The sequence below is a fragment of the Brevibacillus sp. FSL K6-6036 genome, assembly GCF_037964015.1.
Taxonomy (GTDB): Bacteria; Bacillota; Bacilli; order Brevibacillales; family Brevibacillaceae; genus Brevibacillus; species Brevibacillus borstelensis.
In genome coordinates this window covers 5,039,801-5,066,730 of sequence record NZ_CP150173.1, presented here as the reverse complement: position 1 = coordinate 5,066,730, position 26,930 = coordinate 5,039,801, and the positions used below count along the sequence as shown (strand labels likewise).

The window sequence follows — 26,930 nt, the reverse complement described above, 5'->3', positions numbered from 1 at the left end:
GAGTCTTTGCGATGATCAATACCATCTATTTGCGGCGAGCAAACAAACTGATTGTGAACACGGAAAACGCGGTGCAAGGGTCTCCCCGACTTTCGGAAGCTTATTTGGCTACGGCCATGAAAAATATCGAACATCTCGGGTTTACGTTCTCGCCTCAATTCATGTACACCGTTCGTAGCTTGTCCAAAGAGCAGTTCGAAGCGTTCTATCATCAATTGGTAGCCGATCTAAAGCTGCTGGTTGGCGCTCACGTGGAGTACAAGCCGATGTACCCGGGCTTCCCGATGCAAGTGATGGAGTATCACGATGCCGAGCTTTACCTGAATGCCATCTATCACTATCTGACTCTGGATTTGCCTGAGTACGAGACGGTGCACATACAGCCTTTATTGGATAAAGGAAACCTGAAAGTGATCGATCTTGGAACCAAAGCGGAGTTTCATGCCATGATCCGCCGGCTGATTCAAGCCAAGGTGTCGATCTCCGAGACAGACAGAGAAGACATCGATGCGGCGATCGGGTGGGCGGATTCGGCTGACTTGGATGAGATTCTCCCTTCGGAGATTCCGTTCAAGGAGAATGTCGGATTCGTGGTCGGTTCCCTATTAAAGCATGACAAGGCAGATATAAAGCTTATCGGGCGTTACATAAAGACCGCAACAGATGTCCTTCGTCTGGCTGTAGCCTGGTCACAAGGCGATCTCAGTCTAGCCGAGGCTGCGCGTTTCCGCAAATTCAAGCGCTCAGAGAGACGGCTGCTGCTTGGCTTGCTGGAACAATGCCACCCGATAACAGAGGATATGCTGAGATATAAACAGCGCTGGATTCGATTGGGCGAAATCCTGCATCCATCGGAATACAAGCATCAGTTTCCGCGATGTCAGGAAGCCTTCGATATTTTGCGCAATAACAAGTCATTTGCGACCTTCAACGCAAGCGTTGAACTGGCCTTCCAATCTCGTGATGTGTGGTCACTGATCGATCTATTGATGCAGCGTCCGGGCGAGTTTGCAAGAAGATTGGATCAGTTGCTAAGATCAACCGATGAGACGCAGTATGTAGTGCTGGCATTCGGCGAGGTCGCGAGCCAAGTATCGACGCCTGTGCTCTTGCAAGTGAAGTCTCATTTTGCACATCGCCATGAGCCTCACGATCTGCGAATCTTTTTCCCAAAAGGAATTGTGGCCAAAGCGTTTGCGATCCCCAATGCTCTCCCCGAGATAGATGCAGCGGTATGCCAAGACATCGTGCAGTTGTGCGATCAGGTGCTCATCCAGCGGTTTTCGGCGCTGGCTCCGCTCGGGAAGACGTATATCGATGAACGCTTGAAGCGGTACCATGTCCCGTTCTCCCAAAGATCGGCAAGCAAAGCCTTGCGTACGATTGTCCGGGGAAGCCGTTTGCCGATGCCAGAGGGGGATACGATTCGTTTCTTCAACTGGTGGAAGGAGGGCATGGTTGACGGCAAGCCTACGGATCGTGTAGATATTGATTTGTCCGCTGTCATGTATGATCGAAACTGGGAGTATGTCGAGCATATTTCCTATACCAATCTCCGATCCTCCAAGTATCGGGCCGTGCACAGCGGTGATATCGTGGCAGCTCCCCAGGGAGCGTGCGAGTTCATTGATCTGCATATTCCGTCCATTGTCGATTATGGCGGTCGTTATATTGTGGCTGCGCTTCATTCTTTTACCGATCAGCCTTATTGCGACTTGCCGGAGTGTTTCGTGGGCTGGATGATGAGAAAGAAACCGGGGTCTGGCGAGATCTTCGAGCCAGCGACGGTGGAAAATAAAATCGATGTCGCAGCCGATACGCAGATTGCGATCCCCGTCATTTTCGATCTGGTGGAACGCACAATCATCTGGGCCGACTTGGCGCTGACGAGAAATCCCGGCTACTACAACAACGTAGAGGGGAACCAAAAAGGGATGGTCTTGATGGGGAAAGCCATGACTGCATTGCGGAAGCCAGACCTGTACGATTTATTTACGCTCCATGCCCAGGCAAGAGGGGAGCAAGTGAATACTCCGGAGCTGGCAGATTCGATTTTTTCCGTGGAAAACGGAGTAACTCCGTTTGATATTGAGCAGATTATGGCTGGGTTTCTTGTTTGAGTGAGAGTTTTATGCCTATCTCGGGTTGAGAGGAGCAGCATTGTGCTGCTCTTTTTTTCATGGGGCTGTACAGTCTTAAAGGATAAACGTAAGCGTATGACTAGGCTGACTTTTGTTAGCTTCAATCAAAAAACGATTGATCAATAACATATTTTTTACTTTATATTTACACGAGACACATTGATTTACCAAATGTTTTTCCACCGAATATAATTGTGTTCACCAAAAAAACATATTACAATAAAAGTAATTCAGCAACGAACCCAAGGGGAATAGATGTTCCAGTTTTCTTACTATTGGGAATGCTGAGTAAAAAATGCGCAATCATGGAGTAGAACGGTTTCTTTCTATTACGTACAAACTATATGTACAAACACGGATACCCGCCTCTTCACTGCGGATCGGACCCAGGGTATCGAGAGCTTTCCCGAGAATTCAGCCAGAGGCAGCAGAAAGGAAGAGAACCGGAGTGGCAAACAAAGAATTGAACAGGGGCCTGCAAGCGCGTCACATCCAGATGATCGCTTTGGGCGGGACAATTGGTGTCGGTTTGTTTATGGGGTCGGCAAGCACGATCAAATGGACTGGTCCGTCCGTTATGCTTGCGTATGCAATTGTTGGGATTTTCATCTTTTTCATCATGCGTGCGATGGGAGAAATGCTGTATCTGGAGCCAAGCACAGGTTCGTTTGCGACCTTTGGCCACAAGTACATCCATCCCTTGGCCGGATATTTGACGGCTTGGAGCAACTGGTTCCAGTGGGTCATTGTCGGGATGTCGGAGATTATCGCGGTCGGGACGTATATGAAGTACTGGTTCCCGGATTTGCCCGCCTGGATACCGGGTTTGATCGCGATGGTGATTCTCGGTGCAGCGAACTTGTTCTCGGTGAAATCATTTGGCGAATTCGAGTTTTGGTTTGCGATGATCAAAATCGTCACCATCGTCTTGATGATCGTTGCCGGGTTTGGCTTGATTTTCTTTGGTATCGGCAACGGAGGAGACGCGATCGGATTATCGAACCTGTGGGAGCACGGTGGCTTCTTTACTGGCGGTTGGACAGGCTTTTTCTTTGCGCTCTCGTTGGTGATCGGGGCCTATCAGGGTGTCGAGCTCATCGGGATTACAGCAGGGGAAGCCAAGGACCCGCGCAAAACGTTGACGAGCGCGATTCAAACTATCATTTGGCGCATTTTGATCTTCTATATTGGCGCGATCTTTGTTATTGTAACCGTTTACCCGTGGGATCAATTGGACGCGATCGGCAGTCCGTTCGTGGCAACCTTTGCGAAAGTGGGGATTACGGCTGCGGCGGGGCTTATTAACTTCGTCGTCATTACGGCTGCGATGTCTGGCTGCAACAGCGGCATTTACAGTGCGGGACGCATGCTGTATACGCTCGGTGTAAACGGACAGGCTCCCAAAATATTTACGAAGCTGTCCGGCAACGGCGTGCCTTTGCTCGGAACGATCGGCGTTCTGGTCGGCTTGTTCGTAGGCGTTGTTCTGAGCTACATTGCGCCGGAAAATCTGTTTGTGTATGTGTACAGCGCAAGCGTGCTTCCCGGTATGGTTCCATGGTTTGTCATCCTGATCAGTCAAATCCGTTTCAGAAAAGCAAAAGGAGCGGAAATGGCCAACCATCCATTCAAAATGCCGTTTGCTCCGGTGACAAACTACGCGACGATCGCATTTTTGATCATGGTACTGATCGGCATGTGGATTAACGATGAAACACGGGTCTCCCTGATTGCGGGTATTGTTTTCCTGGGTATTGTCGTGATCAGCTATTACGCTTTTGGCGTCAGCAAGGCCGCTCCATTGGCTGCGGACACGGATGATGAACACACGAACTGATAGAGTATCGGGCAAAAATAGAATAATCACGATAATCGGGACATTGGTAAGCGATGTCCCGATTTTATTTTCTCAATCGAAGGCAGAAGCGGTGCTTTTGGCGAAAAAGTATTCTCAAAAGCTTTCCAAACAAGCGCGCAGGCCGCACAAAAACAAGGGAGGAAGCGTTGGCAACCAACGTGATACATAACAATGCGGGTAGATCGATTACTTTCCATGGTCCTGATCATCTCCAAAAAAGGGACGGTTACAGGCAAAGAGCTTGCAGAGCATTTTGAGGTATCGTTGCGAACCATTTACAGAGATATTTGTCCCATTTCAGCATGGAAAAAGAACTGCGGGAGTACTTGTTTCTGATCAACAAGGCGCTTAAGTTCTCGGTATAGGGATTTAAAGCCACCCTTTCTCATCGGCAATTTGCACGGCCTGCTGTCTCGATTCGGCTTCCAGCTTTTGTATCGCGGAAGATAAATAGTTTCGCACGGTTCCTTTTGTTAAGTACAGGGCCTTGCTGATGTCATCTGTCGTCATTCCTATTTTGGTCAGGCGCAGCATTTCGATTTCCCGTTCGCTTAACGGATTTTCCTCTTTCATAAAGAGTGTTGCCGCCAAATCCGTGCTGACCACGCGTTCTCCCTTCATCACTTTGCGGATGGATTCAATCAGAAAATCAATCGGTTCATCTTTTAGCAAGTAGCCATCCACCTGGGCATCGATCGCTTTCTTTAAATAGCCGGGACGGGCAAAGGTCGTGACAATCATGATTTTACAGGGCAGGTTGGCTCTTCTTATCAGCTCGGCCAACTCAAGACCGCTGATAAGAGGCATTTCGATGTCAAGCACGCACACGTCAGGCTGGTGCTTTTGTATTGCCTCCCAGGCTTGCTTCCCATCCGAAGCTTCTGCCAGCACCTCAATATCGGTTTCAAATTTTAACAAAGAGGCGAAGGCGCCGCGAAGCATTTGTTGATCTTCTGCAATGACGACGCGAATCATAGCGCAGGGTCCTCCTTTCCTTGCCGACGGAGCGGAAGCTTCATGGAAACAACGGTTCCGCCCGTAGGCGAATCAGTTACGATGAAGGTTCCGTGAAGAGCTTGCATCCGCTCGTTCATCGACTGAATTCCATTTCCGCTTTTTTGGTTTACAAGCCCGACTCCGTCATCGGTAATCGTTACCCAATAATGATTGTCCATGGTTTCCAATTGTAGCGTACACCGCTTGGCCCGGCTGTGCTTGACGATATTCGTCATGGCTTCGCGGATAGAGAGAGCGACCATCGTCTCCTCCACACTGGATAACAGCGGAGGCTTCCCCTTTTCCACGACTTCAAATTCGATACCCGCTGTGTGCAGCAGCTCTCGGGAATGCTCTATTTCATTTGCCAGAGAGGTGAATTTCATATCAGAGACCAGTTCTCTGACTTGTTTCAAAGCGATTCTCGATGTGGCCAGGATATCCTTCAGCTCTTCCTTGGCCTGCGAGGGATCTTTGTCTATCCATTTTGTAGCCAGCTCGCTTTTCAATTTGATCATGGTCAGGGTTTGCCCCAGTGTATCATGCAGATCTCTCGCGATACGCTGCCTTTCCTCCTGTTGGATAAATTTTCCGAGCTGTTTATTTGCGGCATCCAACTCACCTTGCAGGGTCTTCGCTTTTTCTTTGATATAAATCACAATCGGAAAAAACATTTGAATAATCATAAACGGGAGAAGGATCGAATTCTCATCGAGAAGGTTGCCCGTTCTCTTCCAGAAAACAGCCATAAACATGAGGGCGATGGCTGCAATCCCTACACCAATATGCCATTTGGACTTTGATCTTCCCAGAAGATCAGCAAAGATGAACCCATAAAACAGGAGATTCGGACCGACATACATACCGAGCAGAGCAAGCGTAACAAAGCCGGTGAGAACGGCCGCCAAAAGGTATAGATTCCGATACCAAAGCCCCATGTAAAATGAAACGAGGAATGCCAGCAGAAGAATGAAGCTTCCCGAGAGACCAAGCGTTGAATTCGAACGTAGAACATAATAAAACAAAAACACAACCGATATGACATCTAAGAGCAGATAGTTTTTGATTTGTTCTCTCGGGTAGAGCTTCCTTATCATTGATAGCCTCCAGAGCGGTTATCTCGTATCGAAAATCCCTATTGCACGTCTACGGAGCGTTTCCATAGGTCCAAACCTGAAACCTTGAAGCCATGCCGTTGCAAACAGTATTTGGAATACGGATATTCCGATCCAAACTACGATAATTGTCACGGAATCCAGCTTTCCGCCAAGAGCAAAACCCCAACCGTAGAAAAGAATGGAACAAATGATATTTTGCATGACATAGCAGCTTAAAGACATTTTTCCGGCATTTTCAAGAAGGCCCCAAAGCCAATTCAACTTCGTATATTGTATCATTCTTCCAATAATCGCCAAATACCCTACGGAAAGAAGGGGCGCGAATAAATAGCGAACAGGGAGATCAAAAACGCCTCCAGGGATAAAAATCAACAGGTTTAAAGGCAAGCCGATAAACATTCCCAGTTTGAAAAGCTTGTCGCGCTGTTTTTTGCCGTTCTCATCTTGAGAAAAGACCCCCGCACGCATGAAGCGAACACCAAGCAAAAATAAAAAGACATTCATGGGAATCGTGAAGATCGCTTCCAATCTAAGCGGGACGAAATGAGACAGGCGATAATGGACTTGCTGCAGCCAAGAGCCGTCTCTATAAAGAGCGATGACTTCGTCAGAACCGCGCAGTGTCATATTGGCATCAATCAGACTAATCACCAGGATCCCCAGGATGGCAGTTGCATGCAGGCTTCCAAGCACTTTCATCGTTATGGATATCAAGCGGTCGCCGCCTTTGACGATGTAGGCGACGATCATTGCAGTTATGCCATAGCTCATTAAGATGTCATACTCCATGACCAGGGTAAAATGCAGCAAGCCTTCCAGGAATAAAAGCGAGGATACCCAAATATAGATTCCAGGCCAAGCGTTCCCTTTGCGAATGGCTTGCTGATATTTTAGCTCAAGTCCAACTCCAAACATGATTGTCAACAATCCCAGCAGCTTCCCGTTGACGAGAAATAACACGATCATCCTGATGAGATCGTCTTTTGCCCACCACCCAGAATAATCATATGTCGTAAGGTAGGTAAGATCCCCCAAATGGGCGAAAATCCATATGTTTGTCCCTAACGTCCCGAGGATTGCAAAGCCTCGCAGAATATCAAGAAGACGGATTCTTTCTTTGCGTTGTTCCATATCCCTCACCCTTTTGCGTATGAATTTCATGTAGTCTTAGTGTAGCCATGAAAAGAGCGAGGGAACATTCACACCTGTAAAGAGATGTTTATGACTCGTGTCATAAAGTTTGTAACAAGCAATCAAATCAAGCCGTTTGCTGGTCGGCCTCAGCTGGTGGAATTGGCTCAAGGCTGTTTTCCAAGGGACAGGAAGAGGATGGGAGTCCCCGCTATGGTAAGTAACAAATGATAAAATACGGGTGATGCTATGTTTATAAGGAGATTGGTACCGTTCGTCGTCTGTTTCCTGCTGGCTGCTTGTGCGAGCTCTACTGTAAGCATTGATAAAATAAAAAAACTGAGCTTTCAAGTATTCTTACCGGAGTCTCTGCCGGATGGTTATACTGAACAAAAAACGCTCTTGGATCTAAATGAAGGGTCTCTCTTAATCTCGTACGTAAACAGCGATACGTACATTGAACTTCTGCAAATGAAGAAATCAACATACGACTACCATCCGATGATCGAGTGGTACGCAAATAAAGGCAACAGTCAGAAATCCGATGATCGGTTTGAGATAGTCGGCAATTATGTGGTCGATATGGATAATTCGTTAAACAAACAAGGTGTGTGGGAAGCAGTATTTCTGCCGAAACAAGACTTGGACAGTCAGACGAAATACAACGAGCTTCGCTATTATCATCTGCAGTCAAACAGCAACGAAGAAGAGCGGAAAACATTCATGGAGAGCCTCGCCCCCATACATTGATGAGAGGAATAAGTCTTTTTGCGCATACAGGAACGCAAAAAATAGTCTGCCAGCATCATTTGGAGAAAAGACCCAGGTTGACAGAATTAACATAACATTGTAAACTCAAAAACATAATTGAATATGGACCTCACTTAAAACAGTGAGGTAGAGGTTGCGATATTTAACAGTCCTTGGCGGAGTTCGAGAAAGCGTTGATGCCAGGGAGAAGGAAATGTCGCCGAAGCTTGCAATATTTCTCGGTATTGCATTGCTGGGTCTGCAGTTAAGAGCTGCAGGACTGTCTCAATAAATGACCCGATTTATTGAGTTGTGCTATCTCATCTGGGAAAAGAGAGGTATTTGGGCAACTATGTTTGTAGTGCGACCTGAGTCTATCTCAGGTCGCTTTTTGCATTTTTTCAGCCAAAAAACCAGAAGCCAAAGGAGAAAATGAACCATGAAAAAACAGTCATCATTCATAGCTATGTTTCTATCCGCTGTACTTTTGCTCGCAGGATGTGGGGCAGGCGGAGGCAGCTCGCAATCTGCCTCAACCGATGAGGGAACATTCAAGGTAGGGATGGAAGCGGGATACGCTCCGTTCAACTGGACCCAAATGGACGATTCCAACGGTGCTGTGAAAATCGACGGCAATGCGGAGTACGCAGGCGGATACGATGTAGAAATTGCGAAAAAGATTGCGGATGGCCTGGGCAAAAAATTGGTCATCGTGAAAACGGAGTGGGATGGCCTTGTTCCTGCATTAACCTCCGGCAAAATCGATGCGATCATTGCAGGGATGTCTCCAACTGCAGAGCGCAAACAAACGATCGATTTCTCGGACAACTACTATAAATCCAATTTGGTCATGGTCGTGAAAAAAGGCGGAAAATACGAGAACGCTACTTCCATCCAGGATTTCAAAGGGGCAAAAGTGACTGCCCAATTGAATACATTCCACTATTCCGTGATCAATCAAATCGAGGGCGTCGTTCAAGAGCCTGCGATGGACAACTTCCCGGCGATGCGCGTAGCGCTTGAATCCGGAATGATCGACGGTTACGTCTCTGAGCGTCCGGAAGCCGTCAGTGCCTCCACGGCCAACCCGAACTTTGCCATGGTCGAGTTTACGGATGGATTTACGACCTCGGAAGATGATACGGCCATCGCTGTCGGCGTGAAAAAAGACAGTGAATGGACGAAAAAAATCAATGAGATTTTATCCGGCATTTCGGAGGAAGAGCGTACCAGGATCATGGATACAGCCATCAAAAATCAACCAGCAGCACAATAATCGCTTGCGAACCGGCTGCATCTCCATGCAGTCGGTTTTATGCGCATAGGGCAGGGGAGCTTCCCTGCATGAACGGAGGAGAACGATGAGCTTCGAGTGGATTGTAAAAATCATTTCCGAAAACTGGCCCATGTTCCTTCGCGGAGCGGGAATGACCCTATTCATCGCTTTGCTCGGAACGATTTTGGGAGCCATCATTGGCCTATTGATCGGGCTTATCCGGACGATCCCCGTTCCGGAGCGGGGAGCCAAAAGGGCGATTTTGAAAGCAGTCAATGCCATTCTAGCTACGTATATCGAATTTTTCCGGGGAACACCGATGATTGTGCAGGCGATGGTCATCTACTACGGTTCCGCCTTGGCGTTCGGGGTTGATATGGACCGGATTCTGGCCGCCGTTTTCGTCGTGTCGATTAATACGGGAGCGTACATGGCCGAGATTGTTCGCGGCGGGATTATTTCGATTGACAAGGGACAGTTTGAAGCAGCCCATGCGATTGGGATGAATCACGTGCAAACGATGATGAATGTCGTGCTGCCGCAAGTGATTCGCAATATCCTGCCGGCAACGGGGAACCAGTTTGTCATCAATATCAAGGATACTTCCGTACTCAATGTCATTTCGGTCACCGAATTGTATTTCACGACCAAATCGATTGCCGGGAATAACTTCAGATATTTCGAGTCCTTTTTTGTTGCGTGTGTGATGTATTTCATCATGACCCTGATCGTCACGAAAATTTTGCGCTATTTCGAAAGAAAGCTGGAAGGCCCGGACAATTACGCCGTAATGGCGAATCCCGTGCAGGCAGAAGGCAAGAAATAATCGAGGAAGGAGGCGAGCATATGGAGGCCATCATAGAAATTAAACACGTCAACAAATACTTTGGCAGTCACGAGGTATTAAAGGACATCGATTTTTCGGTCAAAAAAGGAGAAGTCGTTACGATTATCGGTTCCTCCGGATCGGGCAAATCAACGCTGCTTCGATGCATCAATCTATTGGAAAAGCCGAGCGGCGGGGAAATTATGTATAAGGGTGAAAACATTTTAGACGAGAAGCACGACATTTTCACCTACCGCCGAAAGCTGGGCATGGTATTCCAGCAGTTTAACCTGTTCAATAATCACAATGTGCTGAGCAATTGCGTGGTCGGGCAAGTAAAGGTGTTAAAGCGATCCAAGGATGAAGCTGAAAAAGTCGCGATGAAGTATCTCAAAATTGTCGGGATGGACAAGTATGTGAACGCCAGGCCGAATCAATTGTCGGGCGGGCAAAAGCAGCGCGTGGCCATTGCGCGGGCTCTTTCCATGGAGCCGGATGTGATGCTGTTCGATGAACCGACATCGGCGCTTGACCCGGAAATGGTGGGCGAGGTGCTGAAGGTGATGAAGCAGCTTGCCGAATCCGGTCTGACGATGTTGATCGTCACGCATGAAATGGAGTTCGCAAAGGAAGTCTCCGATCGCGTGGTCTTTATGGACAAGGGAGTCATCGCAGAGGAAGGAAGTCCCGAGCAAATTTTCAACCATCCGACTCAAGAGCGGACGAGAGAATTCTTGAAGCGGACGTTGCGCAGCTCCTGAGTGTCCGATACGTTTCGGAATGTTGATACGTTCCAGAGTGTCTGATACGTTGCTGAGCGGTGAGCGTCTCCTGCACGCGCATCATTATAAAAAGAACGCAGTGAAGGCAGTTTTTACGCCAAAAGCCAGGTTCCTCCGGTGAGGGAGCCTGGCTTTTCGTATTTGTTATCACATTTGGCAAGTTCATGTAAAGAAAACACTTATCGCGCCCGTTCTCCGGGGACATTGATTACGCACAAGACCAGGAGGCAAGTTTACAGCGACTCGGCCATCTTCTTTAGCTCATCAATGGGGGCGTTCGCTTTCAGGCTATACACAACGCCGTCTTTTTCCCATACCAATACCGGGAGCTGTTTTAATTCAGGATGCATAAAGCTTGTCAGGGGTGCCGTTCCGACGAAGGCAGTTCCTTGGCCAAGTTGAACAGGCTTCATGTCTGCGGTATCCTCTTTCGAGAGAGCTCTCTTTTCGTGCACCAGAGAGAAGTAGCTTCCTGTGATCCCTGCTGCCCCGTCGTAAATCGTGATGGTCGAGCTGCCTTTGTAGATGTTGGCGCTAATTTTGACGTTCTCTTTTTTCACGTTGCCGGGTAGATAGGCCGGCAATTTGACAGCCGCGCCAAACAATTCCGAGGCTTTGGCGGTATCAAGCTCATGTACCAGTACTTGCTCCTCGTCCGAATCCTCAATGACGTTTACTTTGTTGCCTTTTTCCACAGACTCGGCAATTTTGACCAATTCCTCGGGCGAAAGCCTGCTGGTCAAACGATAAAGAATGCCGTTTTCCTCTTCCCAGATCAACACATGTACATCGCCGTGCGCTTCCTTTTGCACTCCCTGGTAGGCTGGCCCCTTCTTGGTTGCAATCCTGGTCAAGCCTTTGCTTTCTGCGGCGATATCGCCTTTCCACATTTCCAGGTAGAACGGCAATTCTGTTTGACTGAAAAAAGAACCTGCGACATGTTTGGTTTTCTCCGAGAAACGCAGAGTAACGGATGTCCTGTCTCCCGGAATGTAGCTGGGAAAGTGCAGCTCGAATCCGGCTTGCCTGGAAATGACGGTAGCCTTGTCTTCCGCTTTGGAAGAGGCAGGTTGTTTCGGCAACTGCGTTTGGTTTAGGGATGGTGCTGAAGATGGCGGGAGCGGTGATTTTGCATCACTCGCCGCACTTGCCGGAGAAATCGACACGATCAACATCGCTCCAAGTGCATACGCAGAAATTTGTTTTTTGAGATTCGTTTTCTTTTCCATTTCAGAATTCCTCCTGTTTTTTACATGATTTGGCATACACTCCTCATTACTGAATTGCGCTTGTGAATCTTACAGTAAAAATGATTGATTGGCTCATTCGACGGTTTTGTGGAAAAAAGGTGTAAGTTTTTGTTTGGTTTTTCAGTATTGGTTGGGTAGGGAGCGTGAAAAGGAGGAACATCGATGGATGAAGACCGGAACTGGGTCCTTCAGGTGTTGGACGGCAACAAACAGGCGTATGCGCATCTCATTACCAAATATAAAGACAGAATATACAACGTCCTGTACCGCATGGTTCACTCAAGAGAAGAGGCAAAAGACCTGACGCAGGAATGCTTTATAAAAGCGTTTCAAAAGCTCGCCAGCTATGATCTGAACAGAAAGTTTTACCCGTGGCTCTGTCGGATCGCGATCAACCATTGCATTGATATGCAGAAAAGTCAAAGGCTTCAGACTGTAGATTTTCATGAGATCGATCAGCTTTCGATGGCGAATGAACAAACGCCGGAAAGCGCCTATATTCAAAAGGAGTTTGCTTCCGAAATGCGGGAAATGCTAGACGCGTTGCCAGAGAGCTATCGGCTTGTCTTGCTTCTCCGCTATAGCAATGACCTTTCTTACCAGGAAATCAGCGACATCCTTGGCATCCCCGTCAGTACAATCCAGGTAAAGCTGTATCGCGCCAAACAAAAATTACGAGCGAATACCATGCGCTGCTCGCCAAAGGGGTGGTCCGTATGAAATGTCAGGAATGCCAAGCGCTTTTGCCCACCTATGCAGACCGGGAAACAAACGCTGCCGATGCTCTTCGGGTGCAGGCTCACTTGCGCCATTGCAGGAAATGCCAGGCTGTCTATGCGAGGGTGAATGAAGAGGTTGAATTGATCCGGGACGGATGGATGATGGAGATGCTCCCTGACGATTTTGCAAACGAGGTGATGCAGCAAATCCAAGACGAAGGAATAGAAGTAGAAAAATCTGATCCAGTGCTGAAGAAGGGCGGGGGGCCAGCCAAAAGGAGAGGACTGCTAGTCTCATCTGTTGTCGCGGCGGCTGTGCTGGTTATGGCGATCGGTACCCAGGTTTCTCCTGCGTTTGCTGCTTTTCTGTCTTCCTTTTTCCAGACGATCACAGGCGAGGCAGGCTTGAGACAAGCGGCAAAACAAGGCTTCTCCACCGAGCTGAATCAAGCGGTGTCGGACAACGGAATAACGCTGCGGGTAAAGGAAGTCATAGCCGATCCCACCAGGATTGTGCTGTCGTATGTCCTGGAGGATGCGCAAGGACGGATACTCCCGGACCAGTTTTTTCCTGCCTATGGAGCAAACAACGTATATGTTGTGGACGCAAATGACAAGGTAATCCGGCGAAGCCCGCTGTTTCGTAGGACAGATAAGTATGCAGACCTGGTGTTTCCTCTCGAAAATCCCCCTGAGCAGGTCACAGTCCATCTGGAGATTAAGGGCATCGGTTCCAAGGAGCTGCATAAGACCCATCTGAATATGGAGATTCCTGTTGATTTGCGCAAAGGTATTGCTGCAACCAAAAAGCTGAAGGTTGAAGAGCAGTACACAAGCCCAAAGGGAATGACCGTCAAGTTGGGACAAATCACATATGCGCCAAGTGCGACCGCATTGGAAGTAGAGACGGAGTGGACCTTGGAAGCAAGGGAGAAAATAGTGCGGCAAGTGGAAGAGTTGAAAGCAAAGGGCGCAAGGGAAGAGGTGGCCACTCGACTGCTCTCATCCCATCACCCGGAATTTACGATCCGTGATAAAGAAGGCAACATACTCGCAGATTCCCGCCAAAACAGCAATTATCAATTCGAGTCGGGGTTGATTTATACACTTCCCGGCTCAAACGAGCAGCAAGCGGGCAGCAACAAAATGACCTATTACTTCGCACCGTTTGAAGAACCGGCAGAAGACGTGTTTTTCCATTTGGAAGACGTCTTCATTACCGAAAGGGCAGATTTCTCGCTGGTTGTTCCTCTTCATGGCGAAGGCTTACGGGGAGGGGAATACGAAGGGAATCACTACGAGGTACTAGACGTTCGGGAAGAAAAAGCAACGGAGTCTGCCTTCTCTACCTACAGGATTACGGTTGATTCTATCCAGAAATCTATTGGCAACGATCCTCCAGAATGGCTGGTCACGGATAAAGAGGGAAACGTGTATAAAGCGGAGTTTGATGTAGAGAAAACAAGAAGCTATTCGGATCAGAAGGGAAGTCATACGGTGACGACCCTGATCGTCAAAGAAGTGCCCAAAGAGGCAAAAGAAGTAACGCTATCGCTTGTCCTTGTAGAAAGGCAGCTTCCCGGTGGAGAGTGGAAGATAAAGCTGCCTGATAAAAATGCACATTTTCTTTGGCAGATCAGGCAATAATCGGTATAGCCAAAAGTAATCCGCATACGCCCAAAGGGGGAATCCAATATGAATGTGTTAGTGGTAGGTTCGCACGGAAAAATAGGAAAGCAGGTCGTGTCTTTGCTTGGCCAAAAAGGCTTCCATCCCGTAGCGATGATTCGCGATAAAAATCAAACAGAAGAAATGGAAGCGTTGGGTGGCGAAGTGGTCGTCGCCGATCTAGAAGAAGATTTCAGCCATGCACTGGAAAATGTCGATGCTATTGTCTTTACAGCCGGTTCGGGAGGGCATACGGGCAGCGATAAAACGGAGCTCGTCGATCGCCTGGGAGCAATCAAAATGATTGAAGCGGCGGAGCGGAAAGGCATTGACCGATTCATCATGGTAAGCTCGATGAACGCCGATACGCCCGAAAAGGGGCCGGAATCGATGAGACATTACTATCAGGCAAAAGGAGACGCCGATGAAAAGCTGGCATCAACCAGGCTCAGCTATACAATCATCCGGCCTGGCAGGCTGCTGGACGTTCCGGGAACGGGGAAAATCCAAGCGGCCGAGCGGATAACGGGAGATCGAACGGTCGGCATCCCCCGTGCTGATGTGGCCCAAGCAATAGTTGCAGTCATCAATGCGGAAAACACATACCGTAAAACCTTTGAACTTCTGTCGGGAGAAACACCTGTTGAAGAGGCTGTTGGTTCCTTGTAAAGCGCGTGGCGGGAGTAGGGGAGTATGTGCGGGCTGTTTGCTTGCCTGGGCAAGGAAAACGAACGGGGTACAGGTTGGGCAGGAAAAGGCTCATCCGCCATTTTTCAGGTAAGGGGGATGAGCCTTTGGTGGCAACAAAACGGTTGACTGAACGGTTTTGCGTCATTTTCTCAGCAACAGGTAAATAAAGTACGGCGCTCCGATCAGAGCAACCATGATCCCTGCCGGAATGCCTTCGGGGTCCACGAGATTGTGCCCGATGGTATCTGCGAATAACAGCAGCCATCCGCCGATCAGAATCGCGATGGGGAGCGACAGCTGGTGTCTCGGGCCGACGAGAGCCTTCGCGATGTGGGGGGCCATCAGTCCGATAAACGCGATCCCTCCCGTAATTGAAACAGCCGCAGCAGCCAGCGCGACAGCCGTCACCAGCAACACGAGACGTTCTTTTTCAATCTCCAGCCCGACGCCGATCACCACAGGCTCGTTTAACGAAAGGAGATTCAATCGCTGGCTTTTGTAGAACGCAAACGGAACCAGGATCACCAGCCACGGGAGAATGGCCCAAATGAAAGGCCAGTCCGAGCCCCAAATATTCCCCGCCAGCCATTTGGCGATAAAATCCACCTTCTCGCGTTCGGCAGATGAGATGAGCACGATCATGACGCCTGACAATGCCATCGAAAAGCCAACCCCGGTCAGCACGAGCCGCACGGACTGCAGACCGGATTTTTTGCTGTAGGAAAACAGGTAGATCAGGCAGGCCGTGACGATAGCCCCGGCAAACGCGACCAGCGGAAGCAAATAGACAAAAGCGCCGGCCTTCACCGGGAAAAACAAAAAGAAAACGGCCAGGGCGACGCCTGCTCCCGAGTTGATGCCGATGACTCCGGGATCAGCCAGGTCATTTCGGGCGATGCCCTGCAAAATGGAGCCCGACAACGCGAGCGCCATCCCCGCAAGCAGGGTGACGATCATGCGCGGCAAACGGATGGAAAACAACACGAATTCCTCTTTGAACGTGCCTTGGCCGAGAAGCGTCGGGATCAGCCGGTCATAAGACAGGGAGGAGTACCCGATACCCATGGCGATGGCAAAGGTCGCGGTAATCAGAGCGAGCAGAACAGCCAGCACGACGCGCTGTTTTCGGAGCAAAGCGGGATGAATCATGAGAATGCTTTCCCTCCCTTGCGCACGACGAACAGGAAAAACGGAAGCCCCATCATCGCAACGATAGCCGCCACTGGCGTTTCATACGGGGCGTTCATGGTCCGTCCGAGCATATCGGCAAACAGCATGAATGAGCCCCCGGCTATCGCCGACATCGGAATGATAAAGCGGTAATCCGTTCCTACAATGGCCCGGACGATATGGGGAACCATCAGTCCGATGAAGGTCATGTTTCCGACCAGGGCCACAGATGCGCCTGTAAGCAGAATGATGACAACAAACAGAACCGTCTTGATCTGCATCGTCTTTTGACCCAATCCGACGGCCACTTCTTCGCTCAGGCTGAGAATCGTCAGCTGCCGGGAAAGGAAAACCGCAAGAAGAATGCCGAGTACAATAAACGGAACAATGATTTCGAGCTGGCTCCACGACGTGCCGATCAATCCGCCAGCGGTCCACATGGAAACGTCTTTGGAAATTTTAAAGTAAATGCCGACACCTTCCGCGACTGCGTACAGGAACGCGGACACGGCAGCACCGGCCAGGACGATGCGCAGTGGAGAAAAGCCGCCTTTTTTCATCGCACCCATCCCGAAAACCAGTATCGCTCCGATCGCTGCGCCAATAAAGCAGGCGATCATCAGATGAAAGGAATTGGCGGACGGGAGCAGGGCAATCGCGACGGCCAGAGCCGCGTTGGCGCCAGCCGTCAAACCGAGCAGACCCGGGTCAGCGAGCGGGTTTTTCGTCATCCCTTGCATGATGGCACCGGCCACCGCCAGTGCAGAGCCGACGAAAATGGCGCCAATCTCGCGCGGAAGACGAATTTCCCGAATCATCGAGAGCGTATCGCCAGTCGCATCGGAAGCAATGGCCAGCCATACGTCGCCGATAGTCGTGTCAGCGGCCCCGAATACCATGGCGATCACAAACATGGCGGCAAATGAAAGCAAGCCCGCGATCAATTTGTATCCAAATGGGATCGAGCGTTGGTTTTCTTTCGTCATCTGTCTACCATCTTTTCTTTGTTTGGATTAAAGGGGGCCTGACAGGAGACAGGCGATCAGGGAAAACCCCCTTGATAGGAACCTTCAGCACGATAAGCAGGATCAATCAGCGGCCAAGAAAGCTTTTTGTAAAGAACTCCAGTTGATACTCCAGTGTTAGAGGATCGTTAAAATAAAACTCCATCATAGGCGCTTCAAAAACGCGATTGTTTTTAACCGCCGGAATGTTTTTATACGTTTCGGTCTCCTGGAATGAATTATCTGTATCCTTGTTCTTGCTGAGAATCAGGTAATCGCCGACGAACTCGGGGAGAACTTCCAATGAAACCGCATAGTAGCCGCTTTTGAGAGCTGTTTCCTTGATCTTTTCGGGCATGTTCAGCTTCATTTCCTGATAAAGAATCTCTGTGCCGCGGCCCCAGTTGTTGCCGTATACATATAGCTGCTTGTCGAATTTTTCAAGCACGGAAACGGTTTTGTCCTCACCGATTTTCGCTCTGATCTCGGCTCCGACCTTTTGGGTCCGCTGCTTGAAGTCATCGATCCACGCTTGCGCCTCTTTTTCCTTGTTCAACAGCTTGCCGATCTCCAGGAACTGCGTCAGGTAATCCACCTTTCCGTACGTGTAGATAACCGTAGGCGCGATTTTGTTCAGTTTGTCCACGTTATTGACGTTTGACAGGCCAATGATCAGATCGGGCTGCAGCTCAATAATTTTTTCCAGCGTCTCATCGGACACTTCTTGAGCGTCTTTCAGTTTTTCCGCAAAACGAGGGTTTTTTAACGACCATGAATCGGTGCCTACGACGTTCACCCCAAGAGACAGCACGTGTCCGGTGAAGTTGGACAGCACAATCACCCGCTGGGGGTGGGCAGGCACCTGAACAGGCCCGTTTTCCGACTGGTAGGTAATCGTTTCCGAAGCGGTTTCCGCGGGGGATGCGGCTCCCTTTTGCTCAGTCGGCTGCCCGCTGCAGGCACTGACGATGAGGGAGAGCAGCAGAAAGAAGGGGAACAAAAACTTTTTCATCGCGTTAATCTCCTTTGATCAGGTTGTAGGTGACGCAAACCGGTTTGTTCGTACGCGGGTCGCGCCCGATTTCCGCATCGATGCGAAACACTTTTTTAAGGACCTCGGGTGTCATCACTTCTTCGCAATCTCCCGCCTTCACGACTTCCCCGTCCTTCAAGGCGATGATGAAGTCGGCAAAGCGGGCGGCCTGGTTCAAATCATGCAGTACCATCACAATCGTGCGCTCCTGTTCCGCATTCAGTCTCTGCAGCAGCTCCAGAACCTCTAGCTGGTGGGCCATATCCAGATAGGTTGTCGGCTCATCGAGAAAAATAATTTCCGTTTCCTGTGCGAGGGCCATGGCGATCCACACCCTTTGGCGCTGGCCGCCTGACAAGGCGTCGACAGGACGGAACTTGAACTCTTTTGTTCCAGTCACCTCGAGTGCCCAGTCAATAACTTCATAATCTCTTTTGCTCAAGCGCCCAAAGCCTTTTTGATAGGGAAAGCGGCCATAGGAGACCAGTTCGCCGACCGTAAGTCCGCTGGCGCTCTCCGGCGTTTGCGGAAGAATGGCCATTTTTTTCGCCAACAGCTTGGTGTTTTCTTTGGCGATGCTTTCTCCGTCCAGAATGACTGCGCCGGACTGATGTGAAATAATGCGCGTGATTGCTTTTAGCAGCGTAGATTTTCCACAGCCGTTTGAACCGATGATGGTGGTGATTTTTTTGTCGGGAATCTGAACGCTGAGGTTTTTCACAATCAAGCGCTCTCCGTAGCCAATGCTTACATTATCCGTATACAGCCGAACCATGTGTCACACCCCGTTTACAGGAATATGGAAATAGGTGATAATGATTATCAGTATCGCTTCCAAAAATAATATAGTATCCGCCTTTTTTGTTGTCAATAGCTGCACTGGATTGTAAAAACAAAGAAATGCGTGTATACTTCGTTGATAATGATAATCAATTGCATGTTATTGGTCAAGGAGTGAATCGGACATGGAGCGTCAGGAACTATTCGATGTGACAGTGATTGGCGGGGGACCGGCAGGGCTTTACTCCACTTTTTACAGCGGGCTGCGGGAGATGAAAACAAAGCTGATCGAATACCAGCCGCATTTGGGCGGCAAAATTCACGTCTATCCGGAAAAAATGATTTGGGACGTGGGAGGGCTGACTCCGATAACCGGAGAGAAATTGATCGAGCAGTTGGTCAAGCAAGGATTGACGTTTCATCCGGAGGTTGTGTTGAACGAGAAAATAGAGTCAATCACCCGAGACGAGGAAGGGATTTTTGTCCTGCATGCGGCCTCTGGCCGAAAGCACTACTCAAAAACAGTGATCGTCGCTGTCGGAAGCGGGATATTGACTCCGCAAAAGCTGGAGATCGAAGGTGCCGAGAGATTTGAGGTAGCCAACTTGCACTACACGGTAAAGTCTTTGAAGTATTTCCGGGATAAGACCGTCATCATTTCCGGCGGAGGGAATTCTGCGATCGATTGGGCCAACGAATTGGAGCCGATCGCGAAAAAAGTGTACCTGACGTACCGAAAGGACGCGCTAAAGGGCCATGAAGCGCAGGTCACGCAGCTTTTGAACAGCTCTGCTGTCTGCTTTTTTCATACGTCGATTACGAAGCTGGTCGCATCGGCGAATCACGAAGAAATCGAGAGTGTTGAGCTGACGAACCATGAAACGGGAGAGGTTTCGTATTTGCCCGTCGATGAAGTCATTATCAATCACGGCTATGAACGAGATTCGGGCCTATTGAAAAACAGCACGCTAAACATCGACTTGGTCGATGACTTCTATGTCTCCGGCAATGCCAACTCCGAATCCTCGGTAGCCGGACTTTACGCTGCCGGAGATATTTTGCACTACGACGGGAAGCTGCACTTGATCGCGGGGGCTTTCCAGGATGCTGCGAACGCTGTAAACAAAGCAAAGCAATTTATCCAGCCGGATGCCGGCAAAAGCGCAATGGTCTCCTCCCACAATGAGGTGTTTAAACAGCGCAATCGTGAATTGGTGAGACAAATGATGAGATCGTAAAACGAAAACATACGCAGCCTGGCTGTACGTCCGCACATAAAAAAGGCTTCATCCCTGAGAAGCGTCTGTTTCTCTTTGCCATCGCGTCAAGGGCGCTCATTTGTCCCTGCGCCCTTGACTATGCTGGCTTTGAGCTTTGAAAAGACGTCTTGCTTCAAGGAGTGAAGCCTTTTATTTATTGGTTATTGCTTGTTTTTTACTGATTTTTTACAACCTCTTGTCCGCGTACATTCCATGTAAGCGCAAATACGAGAGCTGCCAAAGCGCACGAAACCGTGAGCAAAATAAACCCTGCATCCCAGCCGGACGCGTCAACGATGACACCCATCAAGGCGTTGGCTGTAACCGTACCGCCCAGGTAACCAAACAGACCCGTAAGGCCGGCAGCGGTTCCGGCAGCTTTTTTCGGAACAAAATCAAGCGCTTGCAAACCGATCAACATGACTGGACCGTAAATCAGGAAACCGATTGCAATCAAGCAGATCATATCGATTACGGAATGTCCAGGCGGGTTGAACCAGTAAACAAGAACAGCGATCAATACGCCCAGCATGAAGACAAACCCTGCAGGTCCCCGGCGTCCTTTAAACAGCTTGTCGGAGATCCAGCCGCACAAGAGCGTTCCCGGGATGCCTGCCCACTCGTACAGGAAGTAGGCGACGCTGGACTTGCTCATGTCAAAACCTTTTTCCTCGCTCAAGTAGGTCGGTGCCCAGTCCAGAACGCCGTAACGTACGAAGTAGACAAAAATGTTGGCAATCGCGATTGCCCAGACCCATTTATTATTCAGTACATATTTGAACAGGATTTCCTTTGTAGACAATTCCGTTTCAAACGTTTTCTTTTCTTTGGTCGGATAGTCATTGCGATATTCTTCGATCGGCGGCAGACCTACCGACTGCGGAGTATCGCGCACCAGCGCATACGTGACAAAAGCCATGACAACTGCTACGAGAGCAGGCAGGATAAACACGCCTTCATACCCGGAGGAGGAGCCTCCCGAAAGCCCGGCGAACAGGGCCACACCCGCAACAGCAATCGGCGCCATCAACCCTCCGCCGACGTTGTGGGCTACGTTCCAGATGGCGGTCTTGTTTCCGCGTTCGCTAATGCTGAACCAGTGGACAAGGACACGCCCGGATGGAGGCCATCCCATACCCTGGAACCAACCGTTCAGGAACAGCATGACAAACATGATCGTCACAGAAGAAGTGAAGAAAGGGACGAATCCCATCAGTAAACTGATGATGGCAGAAAGAATCAAACCGGCTGGCAGGAACATTCGCGGGTTGCTTCGGTCCGATATGATAGCCATGACAAATTTGCTGATCCCGTAGGCGATCGAAATGGCTGACAGGGCGAAGCCAAGCTCGGATTTTGAAAACCCTTCCTCGGTCAGATACGGCATGGCAAGCGAGAAGTTTTTGCGAAGAAGATAATACGCTGCATAACCGATGAAGATTCCCAGAAAAACTTTCAGCCTGTACTTTTTATACTCAGAATCAATTTTCTCGTCAGGCAGTCTTTCGATAGGTGGCGCAGGCCGAAATAGTGATAGCATTTTTTCTCCTCCTCTAAAAAAATTTAACAAAGATAAACCATGCACAGCAAAAAACTCATACTTTAAAAGCCCTTTCATAACTGAAAGTGCCAAAAAGTATGAGTCTCCGAATCTCCATCATAGTTAACTTGTCATTACGTGTATTTTATTATTCGTTGTAAACGTTGTCAATGAGGTGTTGCGTGTTTTCGCCTCGTCTCTGCATTGGAAAACCATGGGGGTTTTTCTCCCTACAACCCCCATGGCTGAGAGGAATCTCTTTTCTCATTCTTTTCTCATTCCGAATCACCTTCATTGGCGATTGCGATCCGGAATGACGAAAGACACAGAGGTGCCTTCGCCTGCCTTGCTTTGAATAGAGAGTCCTTGTCCATACAATTGGGTTAACCGGCGATTCGTGTTGGAGAGTCCGATGCCGCCTTTGGAATTTTGGACCGGGTCCAAAATGTGGCGGATTTTTTCTTGCTCCATCCCGACGCCGTCATCTCTTACCTCAATGAGCGTAGAATCTGTTTGGCGAACAATCCGGATCAGTACGTTCCCGCCCTTGGCCCGTCTCAGGACACCATGTCTGACCGCATTTTCGACCAGTGGCTGAATCGAAAGGGGAGGAAGAAGCAAATCCAGGTGGGGATCAACTTCCCACTGGACGGACAGCCTTTCTTCAAACCGCTCTTTCTCGATGTAGAGATAGGCATGCACCAGCTCCAGTTCATGAGAAAGCGCCACTAGCTTTCCTGTGCTGAGGAAGTCAAAGCTGATCCGCAAGTAGGACGTAAAGGCCTCTCCGAGTTTGCGCATCCGCTCTATATCCAGGTCGCTCAGCGCCATGATCGAATTCAGCGTATTGAACAGGAAATGCGGGTGGATCTGGGCCTGCAAATAGGCAGCCTCCATCCGCAGCCGTTCATTGACGGACTGCTTTAATGCGATAAGAGACCAGATCCGGTATTTGAGCTCCAGAGCGTCGACCGGCTTGGTGACGTAATCATTGGCCCCAGACATAAATCCGGTATAGATGTCTTCCGGCTCGCTGCGGGCCGTCAGCAGCAAAACGGGGAGCTCGGCGGCAGTGAAGCGCTCCCGTACCTTTTGTGTCAATTCATAGCCGGACATTTGCGGCATCATGACATCCGTGACCAGCAAATCCCACTGCTGCGTAGACAGGATTTCCAGCGCTTCGCGAGCCGAAGTAGCCGACCTGACGTGGTACGCCTCTGCAGAGAGGATGCCAGCGAGCACCTTCAAATTGACGGGATCGTCATCGACAATGAGTATGTTTGCTTTTTCCTCCCCGAAAGACGGCAAGGCAAGCGGCTCGGAGGTTCGTTCGTTGGGCGCAGCTTCCGTAGAAAAACGGGAGACTGCAGTTTCCTCAAAAGCTTCTGTCCGGGGAGGAGGAGAGCTTTTCACAGCGGGCAAACTTTGCGAGTCGGCCAAAGGGAGCGAGAAGCTGAACACGGAGCCTTTGCCGATCTCCGAGCGAACCGTGAATTCACCCTCGTGGAGCTCCACCAGCTGTTTGCAAATGCTGAGGCCGAGCCCGATTCCGCGGCTATCGCCTTTTCCGCGGGCTCCCTGCTCGTAAGGCAGAAAAACCCGTGCCTGCGTTTCTTCGTCCATACCCGCACCCGTGTCGGACACGTGAATAACGGCACGCCCATTCAGAACCTTGGCTGAAACGGAAATGGTCCCTTCTTCGGTAAATTTGAGCGCGTTATGCAGCAAATTGAACAAGATCTGAACGAGTCGCTTTTCATCCGCCAAAACGGGGGGCATCGACTCGTCAATGTCCATTTTTAGCTGAACGGGCTTGCCTTCCGCCATAAATCTCAGCATCCCGAACACGCCGGAGACAACAGATTGAACAGGCAACGGCTCCTTTTGCAGCAAGATGCGGTTTTCCTTAATCCGTACGATGTCGAGCAGATCGTCCAGCAGATGGGACATTCGACGGCTGACTGTGATCAGCAGCTCCAAATCCTCCAGGGCTTCGTTGTCCATCGCGTGCTTCTGCTTGGTTGCGATGTTCCGTGCGATATTCATGATTCCGTGCAGCGGTGTCCTCAGCTCATGCGATGTGTTGGCCAAAAACTGGTCCTTCATTTTGTCCGCTCTGGTCAGCTGTTCGTTCAGCTTGATGTTTTCCTCGGAGTTGCGAAAGTACTTTTTAAACCAGTAAGCGGAGAATCCGACAATGGCTGCGAACACATCGATGGGATAGTAGACGCTGGTTATTTCCATATAAAAATTAAACGCACCCCACACAGCGCTCGATATGATGCTGGTGGCGGTGAGTTGCAGAAAAATAGCATCCTGCTGGTTTTGGATGATCATTTTCGCGATGATAAAGATAAACCAGATCAATGGAAACAAATAAAGAACGGTGAACACTTTGGCTTCGAACGTATAGTAAATGAGCGCTGGAGACCCAGCCAGCACAACAGTTGAATACAGGACGAGAATAGCGGTATACGTCCGAAACAGTTTGGCGAAACCTGCGTGACCGGAAAATATTCTGGCCAGCAGCAGGATGAAAAAGGACATCCACATATAGGAAAGAAGTCTGGCTTTCAGCACCCCGGCATAATCCAGCGGCAGCCACAGCGTCAGCAACTGGTCGTGATCCGAAACAACCGAAATAGAGGATGCTACCAGCAGAAAGAAGAAAACCAGGAACGCCTTTTGCCGTCTTGGATTGAACAGGAACAGGATGCAGGCGTACATGCTATGCAGAATCAAGACGATGAACGTAACAAGCTGAAAGCCGATGGAATACCAGCGTTCGGTATCCAGTGCCGCCTGTGATCCAAAGCGGATGGATTTGGCGATACCTCCTTCAATTGGGTTGTCAAAATTAGCCACACGAATAAGCAGCTCGATTTCTTTTTCTCCTTCTGACGTGTAGGAAGCTGTATAGGAGACATTCCTTGGCCAATACCCCTCCGCCTTCTCCGCAGGCTGGCCTATGGCAGCTCCTATCTTACCGTTGATTTCAACGGCGGATGAGGCCTCGAGATCGCGAAACCAAAAGGCATAAGGCTGATCCAAAGGCTTATCGATCAGGATGCGGAGCCGGTACGTCCCGTAACCAAACGACGATTCCGAACCTGCCGGGAAAGCGCTTCGCCAATCTCCGGGAACCTGGATAAAATGCGGTCGCTTCGTTGACATCCGTGCTATATCTTCATGCGAGACAAGTTCCCCGGGGTAAAACTCCCATTCCCCATTCAGCGCGATGGTGGGAGATTCCTCGAAAGGCCAGCCGCGCATGTCAAGCACGCCTTGTACTGCATCGGGATGCTCTGCGGTACGAAACACTTCGGACCAGAGCGACCGCAGGCTTAGGAGGACAGAGATAAAAAAGAGAGTTGTCAAAACGTATTTGAATATGGGTTTTTTGAGAATTTGCATCATGTGCCAATAGATTCGCTTTACTTCACATGTTTCCCTTTTTCCAAATGCTTACCAGGGGGCTTGAGGAAAGGAGCAGGCACATGACTACCGTGCTTTGCCTCTTGGTTTGTTAAACGGGATTGGCGCTATATTCCTGAAGCCGTTTTTGTTACAATGGGGGCTATAAACCAAGGGAGAATGGAAAACATGTCGACATTGCCGAATTGCCCGAAATGCAGCTCTTCGTACACCTACGAGGATGGGGTTTTTTTGATTCGGTTTTGGAGCGATGCAGTTGAAATCGGAATTTGTGAAGAAGATCTAAAGGTCTGCACGAAAAACAAGAAAGCCGCTTCGACATCGAAGCGGCTTTTGTCGTTCAAAATACGCCGGCCAAAACGGGCACGAGCCACGGGGCCACGCCCAGCGTCATCAGCGCTGCTAAAATCATCGACAAGCTGGAAATCGTGCCAGTGATCGGGCTAAACTCGAACGCCTTGGACGTACCGGCTCCATGGGCCGCTGTGCCGAGAAGCACGCCGCGGGCAATGTCGTTTTCGATCCGCAGCCAGCGGATGACCATCGGTCCGATAACAGACCCGAGAAGGCCCGTCATGATCACAAATACCGCAGTGATCGCCGGAACTCCGCCGATGCTCGCCGATACGCCCATCGCGATGGGGGTGGTGACGGAGCGCGGAATGAGACTGTCGACAATTTGCATGTTGAGATGGAGCAGCCGGGCGATGAACAGCGAAGAAACAATCGCTGCAACCGAACCGGACAGCACGCTGACGATGATCTCGGCCGCATGTTTTTTCAGAATGTGAAAATATTTGTACAGCGGGACGGCAAAAGCGATCGTAGCCGGCTCAAGCATGTCGCTCAGCCATTTCGCCCCCGCCTGATAAGAGTCATAGGGTGTATCTGTCCATACTAGTAACGCGACGATCAATAGCGGTGCCGTCAGCAGTGGAGACAGGTAAACCTTTGGCTTGAGGCGGTAGCACCGCTTTGCGCCCCAGTACAGGATGATGGTGAGGATGAGACTCAGAAAAGCAATCATGGCAGCGGAGTCCTCTCCTTTTTCTCGCCAATTTTTTTCGCGACCAGTCCTGCGCTGGCCATGACGATGACGGTGCTGACGACAATCACCAACGTGACGTAGACGCCGTCACTGAGCAAGACGCTTTTGTATTTCATGATGCCCACAGCGGAGGGAATGAAGAAGAGCAAAAGCTCCGCCAGCAGCCATTGGGCGCCTGCTTCGATCCAGTCCAGGCGAATCCATTTTGCTTGCAGAAGGATGAAGACAATCAAAATGCCCAAAATGCTGGCCGGAATTTTCAGTTGAAAGAAATCGACCAGCTTGTGCAGGAGCAGGGAAAATGCGCAAAGCAGAATCACTTGTCCCGCGCTTTTCAGCAGGGTTGCCACATCGCTCCCTCCTTTCTGTGAAAAGTTTACATGATCTGTTTGCATAGGTAAAATGAATAGATAGAATGACTGTCATTCATTTTATCTATGCATAATGAGGAGACCG

At 49.7% G+C, this 26,930-nt stretch carries 22 protein-coding genes, 1 pseudogene and 1 riboswitch; of the genes and pseudogenes, 11 read left to right on the top strand and 12 right to left on the bottom strand.

Features of this window, described 5'->3' with window-relative positions; genetic code table 11:
• Positions 1 to 11: 11 nt before the first annotated feature.
• From NST37_RS24590 to NST37_RS24580, 3 genes and pseudogenes are all read left to right on the top strand, one after another.
• Positions 12 to 2,120 carry a TerD family protein gene (locus tag NST37_RS24590; protein WP_339185999.1) on the top strand — a complete coding sequence of 703 codons (2,109 nt, stop codon included), beginning with the start codon at positions 12 to 14 and terminating at the stop codon, positions 2,118 to 2,120.
• Positions 2,121 to 2,589: 469 nt separating this feature from the next.
• Entirely contained in the window at positions 2,590 to 3,978 is a 1,389-nt protein-coding gene (locus NST37_RS24585; RefSeq protein WP_039070591.1) for an amino acid permease, read from the top strand.
• 192 nt (positions 3,979 to 4,170) lie between these two features.
• Positions 4,171 to 4,287 (top strand): annotated as a pseudogene (locus NST37_RS24580) (HTH domain-containing protein); the annotation flags it as partial.
• 81 nt (positions 4,288 to 4,368) lie between these two features.
• Here NST37_RS24580 and NST37_RS24575 read toward each other — a convergent pair.
• The 3 genes from NST37_RS24575 to NST37_RS24565 are packed head-to-tail and all read right to left on the bottom strand — an operon-like array spanning position 4,369 to position 7,244.
• Positions 4,369 to 4,974, bottom strand: coding sequence for a response regulator transcription factor (locus tag NST37_RS24575; RefSeq protein ID WP_003388779.1), 606 nt, complete (start codon positions 4,972 to 4,974; stop codon positions 4,369 to 4,371).
• Positions 4,971 to 6,092 (bottom strand): sensor histidine kinase, encoded by a 1,122-nt coding sequence (locus tag NST37_RS24570; RefSeq protein ID WP_003388778.1) that lies wholly within the window; start codon positions 6,090 to 6,092, stop codon positions 4,971 to 4,973. Before NST37_RS24570 ends, NST37_RS24575 begins: the two co-directional genes overlap by 4 nt.
• An 18-nt stretch (positions 6,093 to 6,110) precedes the next feature.
• Positions 6,111 to 7,244 carry a DUF418 domain-containing protein gene (locus tag NST37_RS24565; protein WP_003388777.1) on the bottom strand — a complete coding sequence of 378 codons (1,134 nt, stop codon included), beginning with the start codon at positions 7,242 to 7,244 and terminating at the stop codon, positions 6,111 to 6,113.
• 471 nt (positions 7,245 to 7,715) lie between these two features.
• Between NST37_RS24565 and NST37_RS24560 the strand changes: the two genes are divergently transcribed.
• From NST37_RS24560 to NST37_RS24545, 4 genes are all read left to right on the top strand, one after another.
• Entirely contained in the window at positions 7,716 to 7,994 is a 279-nt protein-coding gene (locus NST37_RS24560; protein WP_152562218.1) for a hypothetical protein, read from the top strand.
• 140 nt (positions 7,995 to 8,134) lie between these two features.
• A riboswitch (Lysine riboswitch) is annotated at positions 8,135 to 8,320 on the top strand.
• A 113-nt stretch (positions 8,321 to 8,433) separates the two neighbouring features.
• On the top strand, positions 8,434 to 9,270 hold the full coding sequence (locus NST37_RS24555; RefSeq protein WP_327970280.1) for a transporter substrate-binding domain-containing protein: 837 nt from the start codon (positions 8,434 to 8,436) through the stop codon (positions 9,268 to 9,270).
• 85 nt (positions 9,271 to 9,355) lie between these two features.
• Positions 9,356 to 10,096, top strand: a complete 741-nt coding sequence (locus NST37_RS24550) for an amino acid ABC transporter permease (protein ID WP_003388773.1) — start codon at positions 9,356 to 9,358, stop codon at positions 10,094 to 10,096.
• Positions 10,097 to 10,116: 20 nt separating this feature from the next.
• Positions 10,117 to 10,857 (top strand): amino acid ABC transporter ATP-binding protein, encoded by a 741-nt coding sequence (locus NST37_RS24545; protein WP_024983661.1) that lies wholly within the window; start codon positions 10,117 to 10,119, stop codon positions 10,855 to 10,857.
• A gap of 254 nt (positions 10,858 to 11,111) precedes the next feature.
• On the opposite strand, the gene NST37_RS24540 is transcribed toward NST37_RS24545, so the two are convergent.
• Positions 11,112 to 12,107, bottom strand: coding sequence for a DUF4367 domain-containing protein (locus tag NST37_RS24540; RefSeq protein ID WP_339185996.1), 996 nt, complete (start codon positions 12,105 to 12,107; stop codon positions 11,112 to 11,114).
• Positions 12,108 to 12,290: 183 nt separating this feature from the next.
• Here NST37_RS24540 and NST37_RS24535 point away from each other — a divergent pair, with 183 nt between their 5' ends.
• From NST37_RS24535 to NST37_RS24525, 3 genes are read left to right on the top strand one after another with little or no spacing between them, the layout of a single operon-like run.
• The gene (locus NST37_RS24535; RefSeq protein WP_327926974.1) at positions 12,291 to 12,848 is read left to right on the top strand and encodes a sigma-70 family RNA polymerase sigma factor; all 558 of its coding nucleotides are present in this window, start codon (positions 12,291 to 12,293) and stop codon (positions 12,846 to 12,848) included.
• Positions 12,845 to 14,494, top strand: coding sequence for a DUF4179 domain-containing protein (locus NST37_RS24530; RefSeq protein WP_339185994.1), 1,650 nt, complete (start codon positions 12,845 to 12,847; stop codon positions 14,492 to 14,494). The genes NST37_RS24535 and NST37_RS24530 overlap by 4 nt, the downstream gene beginning before the upstream one ends.
• A 48-nt stretch (positions 14,495 to 14,542) precedes the next feature.
• Positions 14,543 to 15,184 (top strand): SDR family oxidoreductase, encoded by a 642-nt coding sequence (locus NST37_RS24525; RefSeq protein ID WP_339185992.1) that lies wholly within the window; start codon positions 14,543 to 14,545, stop codon positions 15,182 to 15,184.
• Between the two features lie 162 nt (positions 15,185 to 15,346).
• Here NST37_RS24525 and NST37_RS24520 read toward each other — a convergent pair whose 3' ends face one another.
• The 4 genes from NST37_RS24520 to NST37_RS24505 form a co-directional block, all read right to left on the bottom strand.
• The gene (locus NST37_RS24520; RefSeq protein WP_339185990.1) at positions 15,347 to 16,354 is read right to left on the bottom strand and encodes an iron ABC transporter permease; all 1,008 of its coding nucleotides are present in this window, start codon (positions 16,352 to 16,354) and stop codon (positions 15,347 to 15,349) included.
• The gene (locus tag NST37_RS24515; protein ID WP_003388766.1) at positions 16,351 to 17,361 is read right to left on the bottom strand and encodes an iron ABC transporter permease; all 1,011 of its coding nucleotides are present in this window, start codon (positions 17,359 to 17,361) and stop codon (positions 16,351 to 16,353) included. Before NST37_RS24515 ends, NST37_RS24520 begins: the two co-directional genes overlap by 4 nt.
• Positions 17,362 to 17,467: 106 nt before the next feature.
• A complete protein-coding gene (locus NST37_RS24510) occupies positions 17,468 to 18,391 on the bottom strand; it encodes an iron-hydroxamate ABC transporter substrate-binding protein (RefSeq protein WP_003388765.1) in 924 nt (307 codons plus the stop codon).
• A 4-nt stretch (positions 18,392 to 18,395) separates the two neighbouring features.
• The gene (locus tag NST37_RS24505; RefSeq protein ID WP_003388764.1) at positions 18,396 to 19,187 is read right to left on the bottom strand and encodes an ABC transporter ATP-binding protein; all 792 of its coding nucleotides are present in this window, start codon (positions 19,185 to 19,187) and stop codon (positions 18,396 to 18,398) included.
• A gap of 190 nt (positions 19,188 to 19,377) precedes the next feature.
• Between NST37_RS24505 and NST37_RS24500 the strand changes: the two genes are divergently transcribed.
• On the top strand, positions 19,378 to 20,430 hold the full coding sequence (locus tag NST37_RS24500) for an NAD(P)/FAD-dependent oxidoreductase (RefSeq protein WP_172920902.1): 1,053 nt from the start codon (positions 19,378 to 19,380) through the stop codon (positions 20,428 to 20,430).
• A 196-nt stretch (positions 20,431 to 20,626) separates the two neighbouring features.
• On the opposite strand, the gene glpT is transcribed toward NST37_RS24500, so the two are convergent.
• The 4 genes from glpT to NST37_RS24480 form a co-directional block, all read right to left on the bottom strand.
• Positions 20,627 to 21,991, bottom strand: coding sequence for a glycerol-3-phosphate transporter (gene glpT / locus NST37_RS24495; protein WP_003388760.1), 1,365 nt, complete (start codon positions 21,989 to 21,991; stop codon positions 20,627 to 20,629).
• A 291-nt stretch (positions 21,992 to 22,282) separates the two neighbouring features.
• A complete protein-coding gene (locus tag NST37_RS24490; RefSeq protein WP_031932462.1) occupies positions 22,283 to 25,408 on the bottom strand; it encodes an ATP-binding protein in 3,126 nt (1,041 codons plus the stop codon).
• Between the two features lie 358 nt (positions 25,409 to 25,766).
• Positions 25,767 to 26,453: a CidB/LrgB family autolysis modulator gene (locus tag NST37_RS24485; protein WP_031932463.1), complete on the bottom strand. Its 687-nt coding sequence runs from the start codon at positions 26,451 to 26,453 to the stop codon at positions 25,767 to 25,769.
• Complete coding sequence (locus NST37_RS24480) at positions 26,450 to 26,824, bottom strand: CidA/LrgA family holin-like protein (protein ID WP_024983668.1); 375 nt, start codon at positions 26,822 to 26,824, stop codon at positions 26,450 to 26,452. Before NST37_RS24480 ends, NST37_RS24485 begins: the two co-directional genes overlap by 4 nt.
• Between the last annotated feature and the right edge of the window lie 106 nt (positions 26,825 to 26,930).

Bases quoted from the DNA above. Each gene is read 5' to 3' on its own strand.
- glpT (WP_003388760.1), bottom strand. From the start codon at position 21,991: ATGCTATCACTATTTCGGCCTGCGCCACCTATCGAAAGACTGCCTGAC.
- NST37_RS24485 (WP_031932463.1), bottom strand. From the start codon at position 26,453: ATGATTGCTTTTCTGAGTCTCATCCTCACCATCATCCTGTACTGGGGC.
- NST37_RS24490 (WP_031932462.1), bottom strand. From the start codon at position 25,408: ATGATGCAAATTCTCAAAAAACCCATATTCAAATACGTTTTGACAACT.
- NST37_RS24500 (WP_172920902.1), top strand. From the start codon at position 19,378: ATGGAGCGTCAGGAACTATTCGATGTGACAGTGATTGGCGGGGGACCG.
- NST37_RS24535 (WP_327926974.1), top strand. From the start codon at position 12,291: ATGGATGAAGACCGGAACTGGGTCCTTCAGGTGTTGGACGGCAACAAA.
- NST37_RS24545 (WP_024983661.1), top strand. From the start codon at position 10,117: ATGGAGGCCATCATAGAAATTAAACACGTCAACAAATACTTTGGCAGT.
- NST37_RS24570 (WP_003388778.1), bottom strand. From the start codon at position 6,092: ATGATAAGGAAGCTCTACCCGAGAGAACAAATCAAAAACTATCTGCTC.
- NST37_RS24555 (WP_327970280.1), top strand. From the start codon at position 8,434: ATGAAAAAACAGTCATCATTCATAGCTATGTTTCTATCCGCTGTACTT.
- NST37_RS24530 (WP_339185994.1), top strand. From the start codon at position 12,845: ATGAAATGTCAGGAATGCCAAGCGCTTTTGCCCACCTATGCAGACCGG.
- NST37_RS24505 (WP_003388764.1), bottom strand. From the start codon at position 19,187: ATGGTTCGGCTGTATACGGATAATGTAAGCATTGGCTACGGAGAGCGC.
- NST37_RS24525 (WP_339185992.1), top strand. From the start codon at position 14,543: ATGAATGTGTTAGTGGTAGGTTCGCACGGAAAAATAGGAAAGCAGGTC.
- NST37_RS24560 (WP_152562218.1), top strand. From the start codon at position 7,716: ATGAAGAAATCAACATACGACTACCATCCGATGATCGAGTGGTACGCA.
- NST37_RS24550 (WP_003388773.1), top strand. From the start codon at position 9,356: ATGAGCTTCGAGTGGATTGTAAAAATCATTTCCGAAAACTGGCCCATG.
- NST37_RS24590 (WP_339185999.1), top strand. From the start codon at position 12: ATGATCAATACCATCTATTTGCGGCGAGCAAACAAACTGATTGTGAAC.
- NST37_RS24565 (WP_003388777.1), bottom strand. From the start codon at position 7,244: ATGGAACAACGCAAAGAAAGAATCCGTCTTCTTGATATTCTGCGAGGC.
- NST37_RS24575 (WP_003388779.1), bottom strand. From the start codon at position 4,974: ATGATTCGCGTCGTCATTGCAGAAGATCAACAAATGCTTCGCGGCGCC.
- NST37_RS24510 (WP_003388765.1), bottom strand. From the start codon at position 18,391: ATGAAAAAGTTTTTGTTCCCCTTCTTTCTGCTGCTCTCCCTCATCGTC.
- NST37_RS24520 (WP_339185990.1), bottom strand. From the start codon at position 16,354: ATGATTCATCCCGCTTTGCTCCGAAAACAGCGCGTCGTGCTGGCTGTT.
- NST37_RS24515 (WP_003388766.1), bottom strand. From the start codon at position 17,361: ATGACGAAAGAAAACCAACGCTCGATCCCATTTGGATACAAATTGATC.
- NST37_RS24540 (WP_339185996.1), bottom strand. From the start codon at position 12,107: ATGGAAAAGAAAACGAATCTCAAAAAACAAATTTCTGCGTATGCACTT.